The organism is Comamonas sp. MYb69 (assembly GCF_037479315.1).
Taxonomy (GTDB): Bacteria; Pseudomonadota; Gammaproteobacteria; order Burkholderiales; family Burkholderiaceae_C; genus Comamonas.
Map to the genome: position 1 here is coordinate 39,312 of NZ_JBBGZG010000018.1, position 19,325 is coordinate 58,636.

A 19,325-nucleotide genomic window follows, 5' to 3' on the forward strand; every position below is an offset into this window, starting at 1 on the left:
CGGTGGCAATGAGCAGTATCAAGGATGTGGCGCGCCTGGCGGGCGTGTCCGTCACCACGGTCTCGCATGTGCTGAACAAGACGCGTTCGGTGCTGCCGGCCACGCAAGAGCGCGTGCTCGAAGCCGTGCAGACCCTCGGCTATGTGCCCAGCGCGGTGGCGCGCAGCCTCAAGATCAACGCCACGCACACCATCGGCATGCTGGTGCCGGACAACTCCAATCCCTATTTTGCCGAGCTGGTGCGCGCCGTCGAAGACGCCTGCTTTGCCGCCGGCTATGCGCTGCTGCTGTGCAATACCGACAACCATGCCGGGCGCCAGCAGGTCTACCTGGATGTGCTGTCGCAAAAGCGGGTCGATGGCCTGATCGTGGCCTCGACCAGCGATGATGCGCTGATGTCCCAGCACCTGGCGCAGACGGCGCTGCCGATGGTGCTGATTGACCGGGCCATTGCCGGCCTGGAGCGCCCTTGCGTGCAGACCGACCATGTGCAAGGCGGCATGCTGGCCACCCAGCACCTGATGGCGCTGGGCCGCAAGCGCATTGCCTGCGTGGGCGGCCCGCAGGATCTGCAGTCTAGCGAGCAGCGGGTGCAGGGCTGGCGCCAGGCACTGCAGCTGGTGGGCCTGCCCAGCGATTTGCTGGTGCATAGCGATTTCACCGCCAATGGCGGCTATGTGGCGATGCGGCGCCTGCTGCGCGACCGTGCTGCCGACCGGCCCACGGCCGTGTTTGCCTGCAACGACCTGATGGCCATGGGCGCGCTACGCGCCGTGCATGAAGCAGGCCTGCAAGTGCCCCGCGATGTGGCCGTGGTGGGCTATGACGATATCGAGCTGGCGGGCTACACCCAGCCGGCGCTGACCACGGTGGCCCAGCCCACCCAGGCCATGGCCGAGCAAGCGCTGGCCTGGCTGCTAGAACGCATCCAGGCAGGCCGCAGCGCCGAGCCTGTCGCGGCGGCCACGCAGCTGCTGGTGCCGGCGCTGGTGACCCGCGAGAGCAGCCGGGCCCTGGCCCGGGCCGCCGTGCCGATTGCGATTGGAGAAACCCTGTGAATGTGCCTATCTTGAGCCAGGCCCCGCGTATCGTGGTGCTGGGCAGTTTGAACATGGACCTGGTGCTGCGCGTGCCGCATATGCCGCGCGCGGGTGAGACCATGCTGGGCCAGTCGCTCAGCCAGGTGCCTGGCGGCAAGGGCGGCAACCAGGCCGTCAGCTGCGCGCGCCAGGGGGCGGCCGTGAGCCTGCTGTCCTGCGTGGGCGAGGATGCCTATGCCGACCAGCTGCTCGCCGGGCTGGTGGCCGACCATATCGATGTACAGCATGTGCAGCGCAGCGCGCGCGATGCCACTGGCGTCGCCGTCATCAGCGTCGATGACAGTGCCCAGAACCAGATCGTCGTGGTGCCTGGCGCCAACCTGCGCTTGCAGGTGACCGAGCCGGTGCTGCGCCCGCTGCTGCAGGATGCCGCCTATGTGGTGCTGCAGTTCGAGACGCCGCTGGAAGAAGTGGACCAGGCCTTGCGCAGCGCGCGGGTGGTGGGTTGCAAGACGGTGCTCAACCCCTCGCCGGTGCAGCCGCTGCCCGATGCCTGGTGGCCGACCATCGATGTGCTGGTGGTCAACGAAGCCGAGGCCGCGCAGCTGAGCGGCAGCCCGGTCGACAGCCCCGAGAGCGCCGCCCGCGCCGCGCGCTGGCTGCAGGCCAAGGGCGCCGGTCAGGTGGTGGTGACCCTGGGCAGCCAGGGCGCCGTGTGCTGCGACCAAGCTGCCGATGGCGCTGAAGCCCCCGCCCATTGGCACCGCGCGCCCCAGGTGCAGGCGGTGGACACCACGGCCGCCGGCGACACCTTCCTGGGTGCGCTGACCGTGCAACTGGCCTCCGGCACCAGCCTGGACGAGGCCACGCAGTGGGCCATCCGCGCGGCAGCCATCTGCGTGACCCGCGCCGGCGCGCAGCCATCCATTCCTTTTCATGCCGAGGTGGCCACCCGCACCGAAGCCAGCCCCTGGAGCCCCGTATGAAGCGTGCTGCGCTGTTGAATATCGAGTTGTCGCAAATCATCGCCGCGATGGGCCATGGCGACATGCTGGTGATTGGCGATGCCGGCCTGCCGGTGCCCCCCGGCGTGCGCCGCGTGGACCTGGCCGTGGCGCGCGGTGTGCCGAACCTGGACCAGGTGCTGCAGGCCATCCTGAGCGAGCTGCAGGTGGAAGCGGCCATCGTCGCCAATGAGTGCCTGGACGGTCAGCAACTGCCGGCCTGGTACCAGCAGCGCCAGGCCGATGGCCTGCCCAGCGCGCCGCAGTGCGTACCGCATGAGGCGTTCAAGGCGATGAGCCGCCAGGCCGTGGCCGTGGTGCGCACCGGCGAATGCACGCCCTATGCCAATATTGCACTTAGGTCCGGCGTGGCTTTCTAAGCACTGACATCCAGCCTGCCATCAACAAGGGCCTCTGCTGCAAAGCAAGAGGCCCTTTGAACAAGCGTTCGGTGGTGGCTTAGACGCTTGGCGGAGGCAGGGTTTGCGCCGGCGTGCTGCGTGCCAGTGGCGCCAGCGGCAGGCGCAGCACAAAGACTGCGCCGCCACCCTCACGCCCCTCGCAGTGCACGCTGCCTTCGTGGCGTTCGGCAATCGAGCGCACCAGGGCCAGGCCCAGGCCCACGCCGCCATGGCGCTCGCTGGCGCCGGGCATGCGGTAAAAGGATTCAAAAATGCGCTCGCGCTGGTCGGGCGGCACGCCGGAGCCCCGGTCGGCCACGCGGATCTCGGCATAGGCGCCTTGCTTGTCCAAGAACAAGGTGATCGGGCCCTGGGAGTAGCGGCGGGCGTTTTCCAGCAGGTTGCGCACCGCGCGGCGCAGCAGCTTGGCAATGCCGCGCACCTCGATGGCATCGCCATGCATGTCGGCGACTTCCAGATCGGCCTCGACCCGCGCGCACTCTTCGGCGCACAGGCCAATGATGTCGATCATCTCGGAGCTGCCGACATCGGCCTCGCGCGCGCCCAGGCGGCTGGCCAGCAGGATCTCGTCAACCAGCTGATCGAGCTCGGCGATATTGCGCTGGATCTCCTGCTTGAAGGTGGGCGAGGGCTTCTCGCCCATCAGCTCCACCCCCATGCGGATGCGGGTCAGCGGGCTGCGCAGCTCATGTGAGGAGTTGGCCAGCAGCGATTTGTGCGCCTGCACCAGCGCCTCGATACGGGCAGCGGCGGCATTGAACTGCTCGGCCAGGTCGCTGACCTCGTCATTGCCGCGCACATCGACGCGCACCGACAGGTCGCCATCGCCAAACTGCTTGACGCCTTTGCGCAGCGCCTCGAGCCGGCCCATCAGGCGGCGGATGATGGGGAACACGCCGACCACGACGACGACACCGATGAGCCCCAGCATCCAGAAAAAGCCAAACGGCGGCTTGACCCAGAACCACCAGGGGCCCAGGTTGGGCGGCGGTGGGCGGTGGCCTTCGCCCCGGCCGGAGCGGCGCTGCAGCTCCATCTCGTAGGTGCGGCCCTGGTCGTCTTCAATCAGGTAGAGCACCAGCTCGCTCGGGTCGCCAGGCTGGCGCACCGCCTCGCCATGCAGCAGCACTCCGCCATCGGCACTGCGGATCAGCAGCTCGCGCGCCGGCGGCTGCAGCGGCGTGGCGTTTTTCTCCGCCGCCGCCTGCCAGGCCCAGCCAATCACCAGGATCAGCACGGCCACGCCGCCCACCACGGTGAGCCAGATGCGCAGATAAAGCCGCTCGGCGAAGTATTTGTAGAGATGCATGCGTGCAAACGTGCAAAGGGGCGCTAGCGCCGGGGCTCAGTCCTGCTGTTTGGCAAACACATAGCCCACGCCGCGCACGGTCAGAATACGGCGCGGGTTTTTGGCATCGGCCTCGATGGCGGCGCGGATGCGGCCCATGTGCACATCGATGGAGCGGTCAAAGGCTTCGAGTTCGCGGCCGCGCACGGCTTCCATGATCTGGTCGCGGCTGAGCACGCGGCCGGCGCGCTCGGCCAGGGTGACCAGCAGGTCAAACTGGTAGCTGGTCAGGTCGGCAGGCTTGCCGCTGATGGTGACGGCCCGGGCATCGCGGTCGATCTCCAGGCTGCCAAAGCGCAGCACCTGGCTGGCGGGGGCTGCGGCGCTGCCGCCATCGACGCGGCGGCGCAGAATGGCACGGATGCGGGCGAGCAGCTCACGCGGCTCAAACGGTTTGGGCAGGTAGTCATCGGCGCCGACTTCGAGGCCGATGACGCGGTCCATCGGGTCGCCCTTGGCGGTGAGCATCAGAATAGGCACCTGGGCTGCGGGGCCGCTCAACGTGCGGATGCGGCGGCAGACCTCCAGGCCGTCCAGATCGGGCAGCATCAGGTCGAGGATGACCAGGTCGGGCGACTGTCCGCTGGCCGGGTCCTGCAGGGCCGACAGGCCGCTGGCGCCATCGGCCATGTGGCTGACCTGCAGCCCCGACTGGGCCAGATACTCGCTCACCATATTGGCCAGACGCTCGTCATCTTCGATCATCAACAGTTGGTGGGTATGCATGGCAGTCATGGTTATGGGCGGGTGAACCCGCAGATTTTGCTATAGAGGGCCATGGTGGCACGCTGGGGTCGCGCCGGATTGTCCCTGCCGTAAAGTTTGGTAAACCGCGCCCGGGTCCTGTCAACCTCTTTATGACCTGCCCGGCACCGGTGTGATGCGCGAGGCCAGCCAGACCAGCACCAGCACCGGCAGCCCCAAAAGCGCCGTCGACACAAAGAACTGCGCATAGCCAAAATGGTCCACATAGACGCCCGAGAAGCCGGCAATCCACTTGGGCAGCAGCATCATCATCGAGCTGAACAGCGCGTACTGGGTGGCCGAGTAGTTCACGTTCGTCAGGCTCGACAGGTAGGCAATAAAGGCGGCCGACGCAATGCCGCCGGCCAGGTTGTCGGCCGAGACCACGGCAATCAGGCCCGCCAGGTCATGGCCGCGCGTGGCCAGCCAGGCAAACAGCAGGTTGCTGCCGGCCGACAGCACCGCGCCCAGCATCAAGACCCGCATCACGCCGATGCGCATCGAGATCACACCGCCAATGAAGGCGCCGACCAAGGTCATGATGACGCCAAAGATCTTGCTGACCGAGGCGACCTCGGCCTCGGTGTAGCCCATGTCGACATAAAAAGGGTTGGCCATGATGCCCATCACCACGTCCGAGATGCGGTAGATCGCAATCAGCGCCAGGATCAGCACCGCATGCCAGCCGTAGCGGCCAATAAAGTCGGCAAAGGGGGCGACCAGCGCCTCCTGCAGCCACTGGGCGGCATTGCGGGCGGGGGTCATGGGCTTGGCCGCCGGCTCGGGCGACAGCAGCACGGTGACCACGCCCACCAGCATCGAGGCGGCCATCACCATATAGGCAAAGCCCCAGGCCTGGCGCTGGTAGTCGCCCGCACCCTCTTGCAGGCCCAGGGCCACCAGCCACAGCACGCCGGCGCCGGCCCAGATCATCGCGATGCGGTAACCGGTCTGGTAGGTGGCGGCCAGCGCCGCCTGGCGATCGGCATCGGCCGATTCGATGCGGTAGGCATCGAGTGCAATATCCTGCGTGGCCGAGCCAAAGGCCACCGCCAGCGCGCACCAGACCACATGCTTGAGGTGCAGTTGCGGATCGACCCAGGCCATGCCCAGCAGGCCGGCAACTACCAGGCCCTGGGCCAGCAGCAGCCAGCTGCGCCGGCGCCCCAGCAGGCGGGTGAGGACCGGCAGCGGCAGCCGGTCAACCAGCGGCGACCAGACCCATTTGAAGGCATAGGCCAGGCCCACCCAGCTGAGGTAGCCAATGGTGCTGCGGTCAATCCCTGCCTTGCGCAGCCAGAACGACAAGGTGCCCAGCACCAGCAGCAGCGGCAGGCCGGCAGAAAAGCCCAGCGCCAGCATGCGCAGGCTGGCCGGCTCGGTATAGACGCGAAACGTGTCCGCCCAGGAACGGCGGGCGGCGGGGGAGGAGGCGGTAGCGGGCGAAGAGGTGTCGGCCATGCGGACGAGGCGTGCAGTAAAAAGGGGCGGGCCAGGCCAGGCCCGGGCAATGGCGCCAATATACGCTGATCCGTGCTGCTGACCGGGGTAAGCGGGGCAAGCGGCGGAACAAGGGGCCAGCGCCCGCGCTTGGCTACACTGTGCGCTATGCACTGATGCACCGCTGCTGCCATGGCCGACCACCACCACCACCGCTTGCTGGCTCCTGACTACTCTGTTCGCCACTATGAAGGCGAGCAGCAGGCGCACAGCCATGACCATGTGCAGCTCTTGTATGCGCTGGCCGGCCGCATGGAGCTGGAGGTCGATGGCAAGGCCGCCTATGTCGACACTGCCAGCGGCGTGGTGATACCGGCAGGCGCCACCCACGCCTACCTGGCACAAAAGGGCAGCGCGCTGGCCGTGGTGGATGTGCCCGACGGCGCAGACTGGGCGCAGATGCGCCGCTTTGCCGCCCCGCCGCGCGACTGGCTGGCCACCCATGCCTCCGCCTTGACGGTGGCCCAGGCCCATGTGGCCTGGGTGCAGCAGTCGCCCGCGCTGCTGCTGCGCCGTGCGCTGGATGTGCAGGCCATCACCGCTGCCGTACGCGCCGACCTGGCCGGCGACTGGCGCACGCCCCAGCTGGCGGCGCTGGCGCACCTGAGCGCCCAGCGCTTTCATGTGCGCTGGCAGGAGCTGACTGGCAGCACCCCCCAGCAATGGCTGCGCGACCTGCGTCTGACCGAGGCCAGCCAGGCGCTGGCCGCCGGCCAGCCGCTGGAGACCACGGCGCTGCGCTGCGGCTACAGCACGGCCAGCGCGCTGGCCTATGCGCTGCGGCGCGATCGCGGCGTGGGCAGCCGCAGCCTGCGCAAGCGCGGCGGCGCATGATGCGCTGGGTGCGTTTGGCAGCACAGGCACAAGCGTTTCTCGACATTTGCCCCGGCCCCGTCGCGGCACCATAGCGGCATGACACAGACTTCCAGCGGCATGGCATCCCCCGCCCCTTCTTCATTTTTCAGCGCCTCTGCGCAAGGCATTGCGCTCGTCGCCATTGCCGGCGTGCTCTGGGGCACCAGCGGCACGGCCCAGTACCTGGGGGCGGCGGGGCTGTCGCCGTTCTGGGTGGGTGCGGCGCAGCTGGCGGTGGCGGCGGCATTTTTGGGCCTGAGCCTGCTGTGGGCCCGGCGTGGCAACACCGGCAGCCTGGTGCTGCGGCCCAGCCAGGCGGGGCTGCGGCTGTCGTCGTTCTTCTGGGCATCGCTGGGCATTGGCGGCTACAGCGTGTTCTTTTATGCCGGCCTGCAGATGGCCGGTGTGGGCGTGGGCACGGCCGTGGCCATTGGCAGCAGCCCCATCTGGGCGGGCCTGCTGCAGGCCGTCGTGCTGCGCGCGCCGCTGTCGCCGCTGTGGTGGCTGGGCACCTTGGTCAGCGTGGCCGGCGGGGTGGCCATGGTGATGGGCGAGGGCGGCAGCAGCCAGGTCTCCTGGCCCGGCTTGGCGCTGTGCCTGCTCGCGGGGCTGTCCTATGCCGGCTATGCGCTGGTCAACAAGCGCCTGGTCAGCCATATGTCTCCCAAGGTGGTGAACTTCTATGTGTTCAGCGGCGCGGCCCTGCTGGCGCTGCCGGTGGCCGCGCTGTATGCGGGCATGCCGCAGTGGAGCCTGTCTGCGGTACTGGTTGTTGTCTATCTGGGCGCCGTTGTCTCGGGCATTGCACACTTGCTGTTCTCGATGGGCCTGCGCCATATCTCGGGGCCCACTGGGGTGGCGCTCAGCCTGATTGAGCCCGTCGCTGCCTTTGTGCTGGCCGTGTGGATCGTCGGCGAACACCAGCCCTGGGTGGCCTGGGTGGGCTTGGCGGCGGTGCTGCTGGGGCTGTGGGTGGTGGTGAAAGCCGAGATGCGGGCTTGATTTGTTCAGACAACGAAGTGGGATTTGGCCATTGGGTGACACTCTTGCTTCGGTGATCTGCTTGTTGGGCCAGGGCGATAGTTTTAGCCACAAGCTGGTTAAAAACTTGTGCAATCATCGCGTTTTCATGATTGGAACTGGAATGCCTGACCTGCCCCATCCCTCACCGTTGTTCAGCTGCGCCTGCCATGGGCGCCGCGCCTGGCTGCAGACCCTGGTCGCAGGGGCTGCCGTGGTGGGTGCCGGTAGCGCGGGCAGTGCCTGGGCGCAGGTGGATGTAGGCAAGTCATCGGCGCTGCGCAACCTGGTGCCGGCCGAAGCGCTGGAGCAGGCGGCGCAGCAGCAGTACGGGGAGCTGCTGGCGCAGGCCAAGCAGCAGGGCGCATTGGCGGGGCCGGGCAATGCCCAGCTGCAGCGCCTGCAGACGATTGCCCAGCGCCTGATAGCACAGGCCCTGCCCTGGAACCCACGTGCCAAGGACTGGAAGTGGCAGGTGAACCTGATTGGCAGCAAGCAGGTCAACGCCTTTTGCATGCCCGGCGGCAAGATCGTGTTCTACACCGGGCTCATTGACCAGCTCCAGCTGAGTGACGACGAGATTGCGATGGTGATGGGCCATGAGATGGCCCATGCGCTGCGCGAGCATTCCCGCGAGCAGCTGGCCAAGACCCAGGCCACCGGGCTGGGCATCCGCCTGGGCGCGGCGATTTTTGGCCTGGGCGATATGGGTACCGCCGCCGCCAACCTGGGCGGCCAGCTGCTGACGCTCAAGTTCAGCCGCTCCGATGAATCCGATGCCGATCTGGTGGGGCTGGAGATCGCTGCACGTGCCGGCTATGCACCGCAGGCCGCCGTCAGCTTGTGGGAGAAGATGGGCACGGCCACCGGCAAGGGCGGCATCGGCTTTCTGTCCACCCACCCGACCGGGCCCAACCGCATCGCCAGCCTGCAGGCCAATGTGCCCAAGGTGCAAGGCCTCTACGAGCAAGCCAAGCGCTAAACGGTCTTTGAACAGGTTCTTACACCCAGGCCACCACCATCGGGTTCTTGCGCGAGAACAGCGCCACATGCGCGTCGATTGCATGGCGTACCCTGGCCAGTGCCTCGGCATTGTCAGCGCTGCAGACAAAGGACAGCATGTCGCCCTCGGCCCGCAGGCTGCAGTGGCCCCAGGGGAACTGGGCCTCGCCCTGGTGGCTGTCGTACTGCACGCTGATCTTGCGGCTGAAGTGGTAGCACAGGCGCTGCAGATAGCGGCTGGCCTCCGGGGTGGCGACCTGGCCTTGGGTGCTGAGGCTTGTCAGCGCGGGCTCGGACATGGCACTCAGTCCTCGATCGCCATTGCCAGCGCCTGCTGTGCCGCTGGCAGCATGGCGCTGCCATGGTCGGCACCGGGAAAGCTGGCATAGCGCAGCGCCAGGCCTGGCGCGCCGCGCAGGCCCTCCATCAGCGCGGGGATGCCCGGGGCGCTCTGGCGCTGGCGCCGTATGGCGTCGCGGGCCGGGTCGCTCGCGGGGGCGGATGGCGCGGGCGGCGATGCCTGCGTGGATGGCGCTGCAGACCGCGCTTCGCGCTCGCCTTGCGTGACCAGCAGCCGTAGCGGCGGTGCATCCTTCGCCTGGCTGGCGGCATGCGCCAAAAATCCGGGCAAGGCTTGCAGCACCAAGCCATCGCGCCACCAGATCGAGGGGCTGGCGGCGACATAGCGCTGAAAACTGCCAGGGCGGGTCAGCAGCGCATGCAGCACACACAGGCCGCCATACGAATGGCCAAAAAAGGTCTGGCGCGTGGTGTCGATCGGCACACTCGCTTCCACCAGCGGGCGCACCTGCTGGTCGATAAAGTCGAGGAAATGGTCGGCACCGCCTTCGGCGCGTCCGCGCGCATCGGTGGCCGGGCCAGGGGCCGGCGGTGTGTAGTCATAGCTGCGCGCGGCAAGGTCCAGCACCTGGCTGTCGGCATAGCCCAGGCCGACGACCACGGCGCCTTGCGTGGGCACCGAGGGCCCGCGCGCAAAGCGGTTGCGCATCAGCTGCGCGGCGGGCGTGAACAGCAGGTTGCCGTCCAGCAGATAGAGCACCGGGTAGCCCTGGGGCGGTGGCGGGACGGGCGGCACGGCCACCATGATGCGGTGCACGCGATCCGGCGCGCCCGGGCCCGGCATGCCGGGGGCGCGCAGGTCCAGCTGCCGCGTGCCGGGCAGGGCCACGGGCGGGGCGTCCTGCAGGCTGCTTTGCCAGGCGCAGCCGGGCAGCGCAAGCGCAGCGCCCAGGCCCAGCAGGCGGCGCCGGGTCACATCGGCCAGTTGGGCCAAGGGCAGGGTGGGGAAAGGAGACAGGGCGAGTTGCATAGGGGCTGGGCTTGCGGCAAATCAACCATGGGCTTGAGAATGATTTGCATTAAGAAATTATCATGGCAAGCATGGCACAAACCCGCTTGGCCCATGTTTGCTGCAGCAAGAAAGATGTTTGCGCATGCTGGGCTCCTTCAACACGCTCTACCGGCCTGGCCTATGCGCGCCCCTGATTCCGCGACCAATGCCGAGGCAGAGCTGCGCGCCCATGTCTCGCGGCTGCGCGAGCTGCGCCCGGGCCTGCACCTGCACAGCGAAGACGGCTGCGACCCGCGCGACCAGACCGCGCAGGCCGAGATCGACGCCGGGCTGCGCCTGGTGGTGTTGCTGGAAGGGCGTATCGATGTCTCTTACGGTTTGACCCGGGTGGCGCTGAGCCACCAAGGCGCAGGCGCCAGCGCCGCGCTGGTGTCGGTGGCCGAGCGCGAGCGCTTTGAGCGGCGGGCGCGCTCGGGCGTGTACTCGCGCCGCGTCAGCCTGGGGCTCACCCCCGCCTGGCTGGCCCAGGCCGGTGGTGGCGATGGCGCTGCCTGGCCCGATCTGCAGCGCTTCATGCACGAGCACCTGGCCACGCGCCACTGGCAGCTGTCGGCGCGCGCTGCGGTGATTGCCGAGCAGATCGTGCACCCGCCGGGGCTGACGCCGCTGCTGCAGCACATGTACCTGGAGAGCCATGCGCTGGAACTGCTGGGCGAGGCGCTGGCCACCGTGGGCGATGGCGAGGCCGCAGCCCCGGGCGGCAGTGCGGCAGGCCTGTTGCCGCGCGAGCACCAGCGGTTGCGCGAACTGCATGCGTTTCTGGCCTCGGGCCAGGCCGATACGCTGTCGATGGATGCGATTGCGCGCCAGGCGGGCGTCAATGCCAGCACCTTGCAGCGCCAGTTCCGCAGCGTCTACGGCACCACGGTGTTTGAGTTTTTGCGCGAATGCCGGCTGCAGCGCGCCCGCCAGGCGCTGGAGCGCGACGGCATTACCGTGGGCCAGGCCGCGCTGCTGGCCGGCTACACCAGCGCCGCCAACTTTGCCACCGCCTACCGCCGGCGCTTTGGCCTGGCGCCCAAGCTGGCGCGGGTCCGGGTCTAAAGCCAAATTGCTCCTGATTGACCGCCTGTTCCTCGAACGGGCGGCTTTGCCGCTGGCGCAAACATCTTTGTTGGCCGCGCAAACCACGGACCGCCCCCCAGATGGAAGAATTCAGTACTTGGTAATGAAAATCATTCATCTTTACAAAAGGGGCGGTATGGCGATCCAGGCAGGGGAACAGGGGTGGCGCTTGCGCGCCGTGGCAGCAGCGGTGCTGGTGTTGGGGGTGCAGGCGGCGGCGCAGGCACAAACCCCGGCAGCGGCAACCACGCCGTCGGAGCAGGATCCGACCTTGGAGACGGTGCAGGTGCTGGGCACGGCGGAAAGTGCCTGGAAGCAGGCACCGGGCGTCTCGACCGTCACGCGCGAGGACCTGGACAGCCAGCCCAGCAATGACCTGGCCGATGTGCTGCGCCAGCAGCCCGGTGTGAACCTGACCAGCAACTCCAGCAGCGGCCAGCGCGGCAACAACCGCCAGATCGACCTGCGCGGCATGGGCCCGGAAAACACCTTGATCCTGGTCGATGGCAAACCCGTCAACAGCCGCGGATCGGTGCGCTATGGCTGGCGCGGAGAGCGCGACACGCGGGGCGACATGAACTGGGTGCCGCAGGAGGCCGTCGAGCAGATCGAGGTGCTGCGCGGCCCCGCCGCTGCCCGCTACGGCAATGGCGCAGCCGGCGGCGTGGTCAACATCATCACCAAGGGCATCCCCGACAAGCTGAGTGGCAGCGCGACGGTCTATTACAAACAGCCAGAAGATTCGCGCGACGGCAGCAGCAGCCGCACCAGCTTCTCGCTGGCCGGGCCGATCTCCGAGCAGCTGGGCTTTCGTCTGAGCGGCAATGTGGACAAGACCGATGCGGACGCCTGGGACATCAACCAAGGCCATGCCTCGACCCGCACCGGCATTTATGCCGGCACCTTCCCTGCGGGCCGCGAAGGGGTGCGCGACCGCAACCTCTCGGGGCGCCTGAGCCTCAAGCCCGCAGCGGGCCACCGCATCGACTTGGATGCCAGCTTTGCACGCCAGGGCAACATCTATGCGGGTGATACGCAAAACACCAACAACTACACCGTCGATGCGAGCGGCAACCTGGTCGCCACCTCGCAGCGCGTGCTCGATGCGCTGGGCACCGAGACCAACCGCATGTACCGCTCGACCTATGCCGTCACGCACAAGGGCGAGTACGACTTTGGCAGCTCCACCGCCTACCTGCAGTACGAAACCACGCGCAACACCCGCATGAACGAAGGCCTGGCCGGCGGCACCGAAGGCCTGTTCTCCAGCGATGCCTATGGCACCTCCAAGCTCGACATCCTGACCGCCCATGGCGAGATCAGCGCCCGGGGTAAATGGGGCAGCTTGCCCCATGTGATGACCGTGGGCGCCGAGTGGGTGGAGCAAAAGTTGGAAGACAGCAACTCCGTCTCGCAAACCACGACCGAGGCCGGCAGCGTGCCCGGGGTGGACAACACCGGCCGCAGCGGCAAGATCTCCTCGCGCATTGCCTCGCTCTTTGTCGAAGACAACATCGAGCTCAATGCCAGAACCCTGCTGACCCCCGGCCTGCGCCTGGACCAGCACAGCGAGGTGGGCACCAACTGGAGCCCGTCGCTGAACCTGTCGCACTACCTGACGGACAAGGTCACGTTGAAGGCCGGCGTGGCACGGGCCTACAAGGCCCCCAACCTCTACCAGATGAACCCCAACTACCTGCTCTACAGCCGTGGCATTGGCTGCTGGGGCGCGGGTGGGGCCTGCTATCTGATGGGCAATGCCGATCTCAAGCCCGAGACCAGCATCAACAAGGAGCTGGGCATCGAGTATGCCGACGAGGGACTGCTCGCCGGCGTCACCCTGTTCCACAACGACTACCGCAACAAGATCGATGCGGGCATGACCCCGGTGGGCACCGCGACCGGCGGCACCGGCGCCTATGCCAATGCCGATGTGTTCACCTGGACCAATATCCCCAAGGCGGTGGTCTCTGGCGTGGAGGGCACGTTCAACGTCAAGCTCAGCCCCGCAGTGCGCCTGAGCAACAACCTCACCTACATGGTGCAGAGCAAGAACAAGACCACTGGCGAGCAGCTGTCCATCATCCCCAAGTACACGCTCAATTCACGCGTGGAGTGGCAGACCACCAATGCCTTGCAGCTGCTCGGCTCGGTGACCTGGTACGGCGGCCAAAAGCCCAACAAGCTCGACTACCAGGGCCTGCCGCTGACCGGCGAGGAAACCCGCCGCCTGGCCCCCTATGCGCTGGTGGGCGTGGGCGCGCGCTACAGCTTTACCAAGGATGTCACCCTGACCGCCGGCATCAAGAACCTGTTTGACAAGCGCCTCTACCGCATGGGCAATGCTGTGGGCGTGAACAACCCGCGCACCATCTACGGTGCAGGGGCCGCAACCTACAACGAGCCAGGCCGCTCGTTCTACGCCTCGCTGACCGCCAAGTTCTGATCGGCGCCCACGCAAAAAAGGCCAGCGGCATGCCGCTGGCCTTTGGCGTTACAGCGGGAACCCCGGATCAGGTCCCACCCACATAAGGATTGCTTTGGCGCTCACGGCCAAAGCTGCTCTCGGGGCCATGGCCGGGGATGAACACCGTTGCATCGCCCATGGGCCACAGCCGCTGGGTGATGGAGTCGATCAGCTGCTGGTGGTTGCCCTGGGGGAAATCGGTGCGGCCAATGCTGCCGGCAAACAGCACATCGCCCACAAAGCAGCGCGTGATCTGCGGTGCATGGAAGACCACATGGCCAGGGGTGTGGCCGGGGCAGTGGCGTACCTGCAGGGTTTCCTGCCCGATGCTGACCGTATCGCCATCCTGCAGCCAGCGCGTGGGCGTAAAGCTTTTCGCGGGCGGAAAGCCAAACATCTGGCTTTGCTGGGGCAGGCCATCAATCCAGAACTGGTCGCCCGGGTGCGGGCCGATGATCGGCAGCCCGCGCTGCTCGGCCAGCTCCCCGGCGCCGCCGGCATGGTCGATATGCGCATGGGTGAGCCAGATGGCCTGGAGCTGCAGACCCAGGCGCGCGATCTCTGCCTCGATGCGCTCCAGATCGCCGCCGGGGTCAATGACGGCGGCCTCCATCTGCTGGTCGCACCAGACCAGGGAGCAGTTTTGCTGAAATGCGGTGACGGGAATCGTGTGGTAGTGGAGCATGGTTGGTGTGGGGGCTGGCGTCAACGCACAGGGCTGGCGTGTGCAGGGCGCAATACGGCTATTGTGCGGCAAGCTGTGGTGGGCTTGGAGCTGGGCGGGGTTCGGCGCTGCAAGTGGGTGCCGCTTGGGGATGGTTTGTAGAATCAGCACTTCGCCCCCTGCTTTCACCACCTGTCTGGATTCTTGATGCCCCGCCCCCCTGCCTTGCCACGTTCGGATTGGGTGCTGCGCAGCCCGCCTTCCGACAGCATGGAGCGCATCGAGGCCTGGTTCCAGGGCAATGCCTACGCGATGCACCGCCACGACACCTATGCGATAGGGCGCACCCTGGCGGGCGTGCAGAGCTTTCACTACCGGCGCGGCAGGCGCGACAGCCTGGCCGGCAGCACCCTGGTGCTGCATCCCGACGAAGCGCATGACGGGCAGGCCGGCACGGACGAGGGCTTTCGCTACCGCATGGTCTATGTGGAGCCCGCGCTGATCCAGGACATTCTGGGCGGCAGCGCGCTGCCATTTCTGGATGGCGGCATCACCAACGACCCGGCGATATCGGCCGCTGCCGAGGCCCTGCTGCAAGGCGTGGACGATACGGTCGAGCCGCTGGAGCAAAGCGATGCGCTGGCGCAGTTGGCCCATGCGCTGGCCGCTGCCACTGGCGGGTCCGGCACGCGCCGCGCCAAAGCCAAGGGCGACTACCAGGCTGCACGCCGCGCGCGTGACTATCTGCAGGCCCATGCCACCCGGGTGGTGGCGCTGGACGAGCTGGAAGCGGCCACCGGCCGCGACCGCTGGAGCCTGTCGCATGATTTCCGCATGTTCTACGGCACCAGCCCCTACCGCTACCTCACCATGCGCCGGCTCGATGCGGTGCGGCGCGGGTTGCTGGCGGGCCTGTCGCTGGCCGATGCTGCCCAGGACGCCGGCTTTGCCGACCAAAGCCATATGACGCGGCATTTTCTGAAAACCTTTGGCATCACGCCAGGGCGCTGGCTGCAGGTCATGCGCCAGGCATCGCGCCGCTGAACGCTTGCCCACAAACGTTCAATACTTTTGGGCGGCGCATTCTTAAGCTGGCTGTTTTCAACCTATCCAGCAAGACCATGCCAGCAGCTACCGAAACATTTCCCACTCCAAGCCACCGTGGCCAAGGCCAGTCCATCGATCTGCTGGGCAAGATCGCATTGCTGCAGGGCCACTGGCAGCCGCGCGTGGTCGCAGAGATGAACGACTACCAGTTCAAGCTCGTCAAGATCGCCGGCGAATTCTTGTGGCACCAGCACAGCGATACCGATGAAACCTTCATCGTTCTCGACGGCCAGCTGCGCATCGACCTGCGCGATGCCAGCGGCAGCCTCCGCGCCATCCACCTGCAGGCCGGCCAGATGGCCGTCATCCCCCAGGGCCTGGAGCACAAACCCTTTGCACAGGCCGAGGTCCAGCTGCTGCTGATCGAGCCGCGCGGGGTGGCGAATACGGGGGATGGGGAGGCGGGGGAGCGTACGGTGGCGAATGATCTCTGGATCTGATCGCGGCCCAGCCATGGACATGACTTGCATAGTAGATATGCAAGGCCCTAGGCAAAAATGCGCGTAGCCCAAATGGCTGCCCCGTGATACAAGGTGTTCAGCGCTGCAGCCATGGCCGGGCATACCGGTGTGCTGCAAGCGAGTTGATCCCTGAACCAGGAGCGCGCATCCATGTCCAGCATCTCACCGCCGACCCCGGCAGCAGCGGCGCCGCAGCCAGCGCCAGCCAACCCGCAATGCATAGGGGTGCCGCACGAGATATTTCCCGGTGAAAAGCGTGTGGCCACCGTGCCTGCGGTGGTGGAGAAGCTGGTCAAGCTGGGCTTTCGCGTCAGCGTGGCGGCTGGCGCTGGCGCCGCTGCCAGCTTTGGCGATGAGGCCTACCGCGCAGCAGGCGCCCAGGTGCTGCCCAGCTCGGCGATCTGGGCGGGGGCTGACATTCTCTTCAAGGTGCGGCCACCGACGCCTGAAGAGGTCGAATGGATGCATGCCGGCCAGATCCTGGTCGGCTTTGTCTGGCCTGCGCAAAACCCCGCGTTGATGGCGCAGCTGGCGGCCAAGGGGCTGACGGTGCTGGCGATGGATGCGCTGCCGCGCACCCTGAGCCGCGCGCAGAAGATGGATGCGCTGACCTCGATGGCGGGGGTCAGCGGCTACCGGGCGGTGGTCGAAGCGGCCCATGCCTTCGGGCGCTTTTTCAACGGCCAGATCACGGCGGCGGGCAAGGTGCCGCCTGCGCAGGTGTTTATCGCAGGTGCGGGGGTGGCCGGCCTGTCGGCGATTGGCACAGCGGTCAGCCTGGGCGCTGTGGTGCGCGCCAACGATACGCGGGCCGAGGCGGCCGACCAGGTGGTGTCGTTGGGTGGCACCTTTGTGCCGGTGGACTATGCCGAAGAGGGCGGTGGTGGCGGCGGCTACGCCAAGGTGATGAGCGAGGGCTTTCAGGCGGCGCAGCGGCAGATGTATGCGCAGCAGGCGGCGTGGGCCGACATCATCATCACCACCGCCCTGATCCCCGGCAAGCCCGCGCCCCGGCTGATTACCGCCGAGATGGTGCAGGCGATGAAGCCCGGCAGCGTGATTGTGGACATGGCCGCCGAGCAGGGCGGCAACTGTGCGCTGACGGTGCCCGGTGAGGCCGTGGTGCGCCATGGCGTGACGATCGTGGGCTACACCGACCTGGCCTCGCGCCTGGCGGCGCAGTCGTCCACCCTGTATGCCAACAACCTGCTGCGCCTCACCGAGGAGCTGTGCAAGGCCAAGGATGGGCATGCGCTGGTGAACATGGAGGACGATGCGATCCGGGGCCTGACGGTGGTGTACCAAGGCAGCATCAGCTGGCCCGCGCCTGCGCTGGCGGCCGCGCCCGTGGCCACACCGGCAGCGGCTACTACGGGGGCTGCGGGCACTGCGGCTGCCAGCCCGGCGGCGGCCAAAAAGCGCGGCCACGGCCATGGCGCCGGCAGCCCCTTGCCGGCGCGCAGCCTGGCGATCATCTTTGCGGTGCTGGCGCTCTTGTTCTGGTTGGTGGGCGCCCATGCGCCGGCGGCCTTCCTGGGGCATCTGACGGTGTTTGTGCTGGCCTGCTTTATCGGCTACATGGTGGTCTGGAACGTGACGCCCGCGCTGCACACGCCGCTGATGAGCGTGACCAATGCGATCTCCAGCATCATCGCGATTGGCGCGCTGGTGCAGATGGCGCCGCCGGGCGTGGTGGGCACGGACCGGCCGGGGCTGCTGATCGGCGCACTGGCCTTTGTGGCGCTGGTGCTCACGGCGATCAATATGTTTGGTGGTTTTGCGGTCACGCGCCGCATGCTGGCCATGTTCCGCAAATAGGCCACCGAGGTAGAACCGCATGACCGAAAGCCTTGCCACCGTCGCCTACCTGGGCGCTGCCATCTTGTTCATCCTCAGCCTGGGCGGGCTGTCACACCCCGAGACCGCGCGGCGCGGCAATCTGCTGGGCATGCTGGGCATGGGCCTGGCGGTGCTGGTGACCATTTTTGGCCCGCGCGTCTCACAGTCCGGCGTGGTGGCGATTGTCATCGCGCTGGTGCTGGGCGGCGGCATCGGGCTGTATGCCGCCAAGCGGGTCAAGATGACCCAGATGCCCGAGCTGGTGGCGCTGATGCACAGCCTCGTCGGCCTGGCCGCCTGCCTGGTGGGTTTTGCCAGCTATGTCGATACCTCGCACCCGTTGCAGGGTGCCGAGAAGGCCATCCATGCGGCCGAGATCTATATCGGCATTCTCATTGGCGCGGTCACGTTTTCGGGCTCGCTGGTGGCCTTTGGCAAGCTCAATGGCCGCATTGGTGGCAAGCCGCTCTTGCTGCCGGGGCGGCATCTGCTCAACCTGCTGGGGCTGGTCGTGGTACTCGCGCTGGGCTGCTGGTTTGTGCAGAGCGCATCGCTGGGCCTGGGCATGCTGGCGCTGCTGGTGATGACCGCCATCGCGCTGCTGTTTGGCCTGCACATGGTGATGGCCATTGGCGGGGCTGACATGCCGGTGGTGGTGTCCATGCTCAACAGCTATTCGGGCTGGGCCGCAGCGGCCACGGGCTTTATGCTCGGCAACGACTTGTTGATCGTCACCGGCGCGCTGGTGGGTTCGTCCGGCGCGATCCTGAGCTACATCATGTGCCAGGCGATGAACCGCAGCTTTATCAGCGTGATTGCCGGTGGCTTTGGCAGTGGCGCGCCCACGCCGGCGGGGCAGGTGGGCGCGGTGCCCCAGGGTGAGGTGGTGGCCATCAGCGCGGCCGAAACCGCCGAGATGCTGCGCGAGGCCAAGCGCGTGGTCATCGTGCCGGGCTACGGCATGGCGGTTGCCCAGGCCCAGCACACCGTCAACGAGATCACCCGCACGCTGCGCGAGCGCGGCGTCGAGGTGCGATTTGCGATCCACCCGGTCGCTGGCCGCATGCCCGGCCATATGAATGTGCTGCTGGCCGAGGCCAAGCTGCCCTACGACATCGTGCTGGAGATGAACGAGATCAACGACGACTTTCCCGACACCGATGTGGCCATGGTCATTGGCGCCAACGACATCGTGAACCCCGCCGCGCAGGACGACCCCACAAGCCCCATTGCCGGCATGCCGGTGTTGGAGGTCTGGAAGGCGCGCCAGTCCATCGTGATGAAGCGCTCGATGGCGACCGGTTACGCCGGCGTGGACAACCCGCTGTTCTACAAGGACAACAACCGCATGCTGTTTGGCGATGCCAAGCAGATGCTCGATGAGGTGTTGGCGACGCTCAAGAACAGCAGCTAGC

At 67.1% G+C, this 19,325-nt stretch carries 18 protein-coding genes; 12 read left to right on the forward strand and 6 right to left on the reverse strand.

The annotated features are described in order from the left end of the window. Window positions 1–8 precede the first annotated feature (8 nt). Genes WH303_RS20965 through rbsD form a run of 3 tightly spaced genes read left to right on the forward strand, consistent with a single transcriptional unit; the run spans window position 9 to window position 2,424 of the window. Complete coding sequence (locus tag WH303_RS20965) at window positions 9–1,058, forward strand: LacI family DNA-binding transcriptional regulator (RefSeq protein WP_339520946.1); 1,050 nt, start codon at window positions 9–11, stop codon at window positions 1,056–1,058. Then, window positions 1,055–2,026: a ribokinase gene (gene rbsK, locus WH303_RS20970; protein WP_339520948.1), complete on the forward strand. Its 972-nt coding sequence runs from the start codon at window positions 1,055–1,057 to the stop codon at window positions 2,024–2,026. Before WH303_RS20965 ends, rbsK begins: the two co-directional genes overlap by 4 nt. After that, entirely contained in the window at window positions 2,023–2,424 is a 402-nt protein-coding gene (gene rbsD / locus WH303_RS20975) for a D-ribose pyranase (protein ID WP_021027632.1), read from the forward strand. The genes rbsK and rbsD overlap by 4 nt, the downstream gene beginning before the upstream one ends. Before the next feature lie 79 nt (window positions 2,425–2,503). Here rbsD and WH303_RS20980 read toward each other — a convergent pair whose 3' ends face one another. The 3 genes from WH303_RS20980 to WH303_RS20990 form a co-directional block, all read right to left on the reverse strand. Further along, on the reverse strand, window positions 2,504–3,775 hold the full coding sequence (locus tag WH303_RS20980; protein WP_339520950.1) for a sensor histidine kinase: 1,272 nt from the start codon (window positions 3,773–3,775) through the stop codon (window positions 2,504–2,506). 36 nt (window positions 3,776–3,811) lie between these two features. Beyond that, the gene (locus WH303_RS20985; RefSeq protein ID WP_043340843.1) at window positions 3,812–4,540 is read right to left on the reverse strand and encodes a response regulator transcription factor; all 729 of its coding nucleotides are present in this window, start codon (window positions 4,538–4,540) and stop codon (window positions 3,812–3,814) included. 129 nt (window positions 4,541–4,669) lie between these two features. Continuing rightward, window positions 4,670–6,019, reverse strand: coding sequence for an AmpG family muropeptide MFS transporter (locus WH303_RS20990; protein ID WP_339520955.1), 1,350 nt, complete (start codon window positions 6,017–6,019; stop codon window positions 4,670–4,672). Window positions 6,020–6,190: 171 nt separating this feature from the next. Here WH303_RS20990 and WH303_RS20995 point away from each other — a divergent pair, with 171 nt between their 5' ends. The 3 genes from WH303_RS20995 (at window position 6,191) to WH303_RS21005 (ending at window position 8,915) form a co-directional block, all read left to right on the forward strand. Next, complete coding sequence (locus WH303_RS20995; protein WP_182344074.1) at window positions 6,191–6,892, forward strand: helix-turn-helix domain-containing protein; 702 nt, start codon at window positions 6,191–6,193, stop codon at window positions 6,890–6,892. A gap of 78 nt (window positions 6,893–6,970) precedes the next feature. After that, window positions 6,971–7,915: a DMT family transporter gene (locus WH303_RS21000; RefSeq protein WP_339520960.1), complete on the forward strand. Its 945-nt coding sequence runs from the start codon at window positions 6,971–6,973 to the stop codon at window positions 7,913–7,915. 142 nt (window positions 7,916–8,057) lie between these two features. Continuing rightward, window positions 8,058–8,915: a M48 family metallopeptidase gene (locus WH303_RS21005; RefSeq protein WP_339520962.1), complete on the forward strand. Its 858-nt coding sequence runs from the start codon at window positions 8,058–8,060 to the stop codon at window positions 8,913–8,915. A 19-nt stretch (window positions 8,916–8,934) separates the two neighbouring features. On the opposite strand, the gene WH303_RS21010 is transcribed toward WH303_RS21005, so the two are convergent. Further along, on the reverse strand, window positions 8,935–9,234 hold the full coding sequence (locus WH303_RS21010; RefSeq protein ID WP_339520964.1) for a DUF2218 domain-containing protein: 300 nt from the start codon (window positions 9,232–9,234) through the stop codon (window positions 8,935–8,937). A gap of 5 nt (window positions 9,235–9,239) precedes the next feature. Further along, window positions 9,240–10,265 carry an alpha/beta hydrolase gene (locus tag WH303_RS21015; protein WP_339520966.1) on the reverse strand — a complete coding sequence of 342 codons (1,026 nt, stop codon included), beginning with the start codon at window positions 10,263–10,265 and terminating at the stop codon, window positions 9,240–9,242. A 162-nt stretch (window positions 10,266–10,427) separates the two neighbouring features. Here WH303_RS21015 and WH303_RS21020 point away from each other — a divergent pair, with 162 nt between their 5' ends. Continuing rightward, a complete protein-coding gene (locus WH303_RS21020) occupies window positions 10,428–11,351 on the forward strand; it encodes a helix-turn-helix transcriptional regulator (RefSeq protein WP_339520968.1) in 924 nt (307 codons plus the stop codon). Window positions 11,352–11,550: 199 nt separating this feature from the next. After that, window positions 11,551–13,818 carry a TonB-dependent siderophore receptor gene (locus WH303_RS21025; protein ID WP_339521031.1) on the forward strand — a complete coding sequence of 756 codons (2,268 nt, stop codon included), beginning with the start codon at window positions 11,551–11,553 and terminating at the stop codon, window positions 13,816–13,818. 67 nt (window positions 13,819–13,885) lie between these two features. Here WH303_RS21025 and WH303_RS21030 read toward each other — a convergent pair whose 3' ends face one another. Further along, the gene (locus tag WH303_RS21030) at window positions 13,886–14,524 is read right to left on the reverse strand and encodes an MBL fold metallo-hydrolase (RefSeq protein WP_339520970.1); all 639 of its coding nucleotides are present in this window, start codon (window positions 14,522–14,524) and stop codon (window positions 13,886–13,888) included. 186 nt (window positions 14,525–14,710) lie between these two features. On the opposite strand from WH303_RS21030, the gene WH303_RS21035 reads away from it, so the two are divergent. The 4 genes from WH303_RS21035 (at window position 14,711) to pntB (ending at window position 19,324) form a co-directional block, all read left to right on the forward strand. Further along, entirely contained in the window at window positions 14,711–15,547 is an 837-nt protein-coding gene (locus WH303_RS21035; RefSeq protein WP_339520972.1) for an AraC family transcriptional regulator, read from the forward strand. A 77-nt stretch (window positions 15,548–15,624) separates the two neighbouring features. Then, window positions 15,625–16,050 (forward strand): cupin domain-containing protein, encoded by a 426-nt coding sequence (locus tag WH303_RS21040; protein WP_339520974.1) that lies wholly within the window; start codon window positions 15,625–15,627, stop codon window positions 16,048–16,050. A 171-nt stretch (window positions 16,051–16,221) separates the two neighbouring features. Further along, on the forward strand, window positions 16,222–17,889 hold the full coding sequence (locus tag WH303_RS21045) for a Re/Si-specific NAD(P)(+) transhydrogenase subunit alpha (RefSeq protein ID WP_339520976.1): 1,668 nt from the start codon (window positions 16,222–16,224) through the stop codon (window positions 17,887–17,889). A gap of 19 nt (window positions 17,890–17,908) precedes the next feature. Beyond that, a complete protein-coding gene (pntB, locus tag WH303_RS21050; protein WP_339520978.1) occupies window positions 17,909–19,324 on the forward strand; it encodes a Re/Si-specific NAD(P)(+) transhydrogenase subunit beta in 1,416 nt (471 codons plus the stop codon). The last annotated feature ends 1 nt before the right edge of the window (window position 19,325 follow it).

Bases quoted from the DNA above. Each gene is read 5' to 3' on its own strand.
- WH303_RS20980 (WP_339520950.1), bottom strand. From the start codon at position 3,775: ATGCATCTCTACAAATACTTCGCCGAGCGGCTTTATCTGCGCATCTGG.
- WH303_RS21005 (WP_339520962.1), top strand. From the start codon at position 8,058: ATGCCTGACCTGCCCCATCCCTCACCGTTGTTCAGCTGCGCCTGCCAT.
- WH303_RS21015 (WP_339520966.1), bottom strand. From the start codon at position 10,265: ATGCAACTCGCCCTGTCTCCTTTCCCCACCCTGCCCTTGGCCCAACTG.
- WH303_RS21000 (WP_339520960.1), top strand. From the start codon at position 6,971: ATGACACAGACTTCCAGCGGCATGGCATCCCCCGCCCCTTCTTCATTT.
- rbsD (WP_021027632.1), top strand. From the start codon at position 2,023: ATGAAGCGTGCTGCGCTGTTGAATATCGAGTTGTCGCAAATCATCGCC.
- WH303_RS21030 (WP_339520970.1), bottom strand. From the start codon at position 14,524: ATGCTCCACTACCACACGATTCCCGTCACCGCATTTCAGCAAAACTGC.
- WH303_RS20965 (WP_339520946.1), top strand. From the start codon at position 9: ATGAGCAGTATCAAGGATGTGGCGCGCCTGGCGGGCGTGTCCGTCACC.
- WH303_RS21040 (WP_339520974.1), top strand. From the start codon at position 15,625: ATGCCAGCAGCTACCGAAACATTTCCCACTCCAAGCCACCGTGGCCAA.
- WH303_RS20995 (WP_182344074.1), top strand. From the start codon at position 6,191: ATGGCCGACCACCACCACCACCGCTTGCTGGCTCCTGACTACTCTGTT.
- WH303_RS21020 (WP_339520968.1), top strand. From the start codon at position 10,428: ATGCGCGCCCCTGATTCCGCGACCAATGCCGAGGCAGAGCTGCGCGCC.
- pntB (WP_339520978.1), top strand. From the start codon at position 17,909: ATGACCGAAAGCCTTGCCACCGTCGCCTACCTGGGCGCTGCCATCTTG.
- WH303_RS20990 (WP_339520955.1), bottom strand. From the start codon at position 6,019: ATGGCCGACACCTCTTCGCCCGCTACCGCCTCCTCCCCCGCCGCCCGC.
- WH303_RS20985 (WP_043340843.1), bottom strand. From the start codon at position 4,540: ATGCATACCCACCAACTGTTGATGATCGAAGATGACGAGCGTCTGGCC.
- WH303_RS21045 (WP_339520976.1), top strand. From the start codon at position 16,222: ATGTCCAGCATCTCACCGCCGACCCCGGCAGCAGCGGCGCCGCAGCCA.
- WH303_RS21010 (WP_339520964.1), bottom strand. From the start codon at position 9,234: ATGTCCGAGCCCGCGCTGACAAGCCTCAGCACCCAAGGCCAGGTCGCC.
- WH303_RS21035 (WP_339520972.1), top strand. From the start codon at position 14,711: ATGCCCCGCCCCCCTGCCTTGCCACGTTCGGATTGGGTGCTGCGCAGC.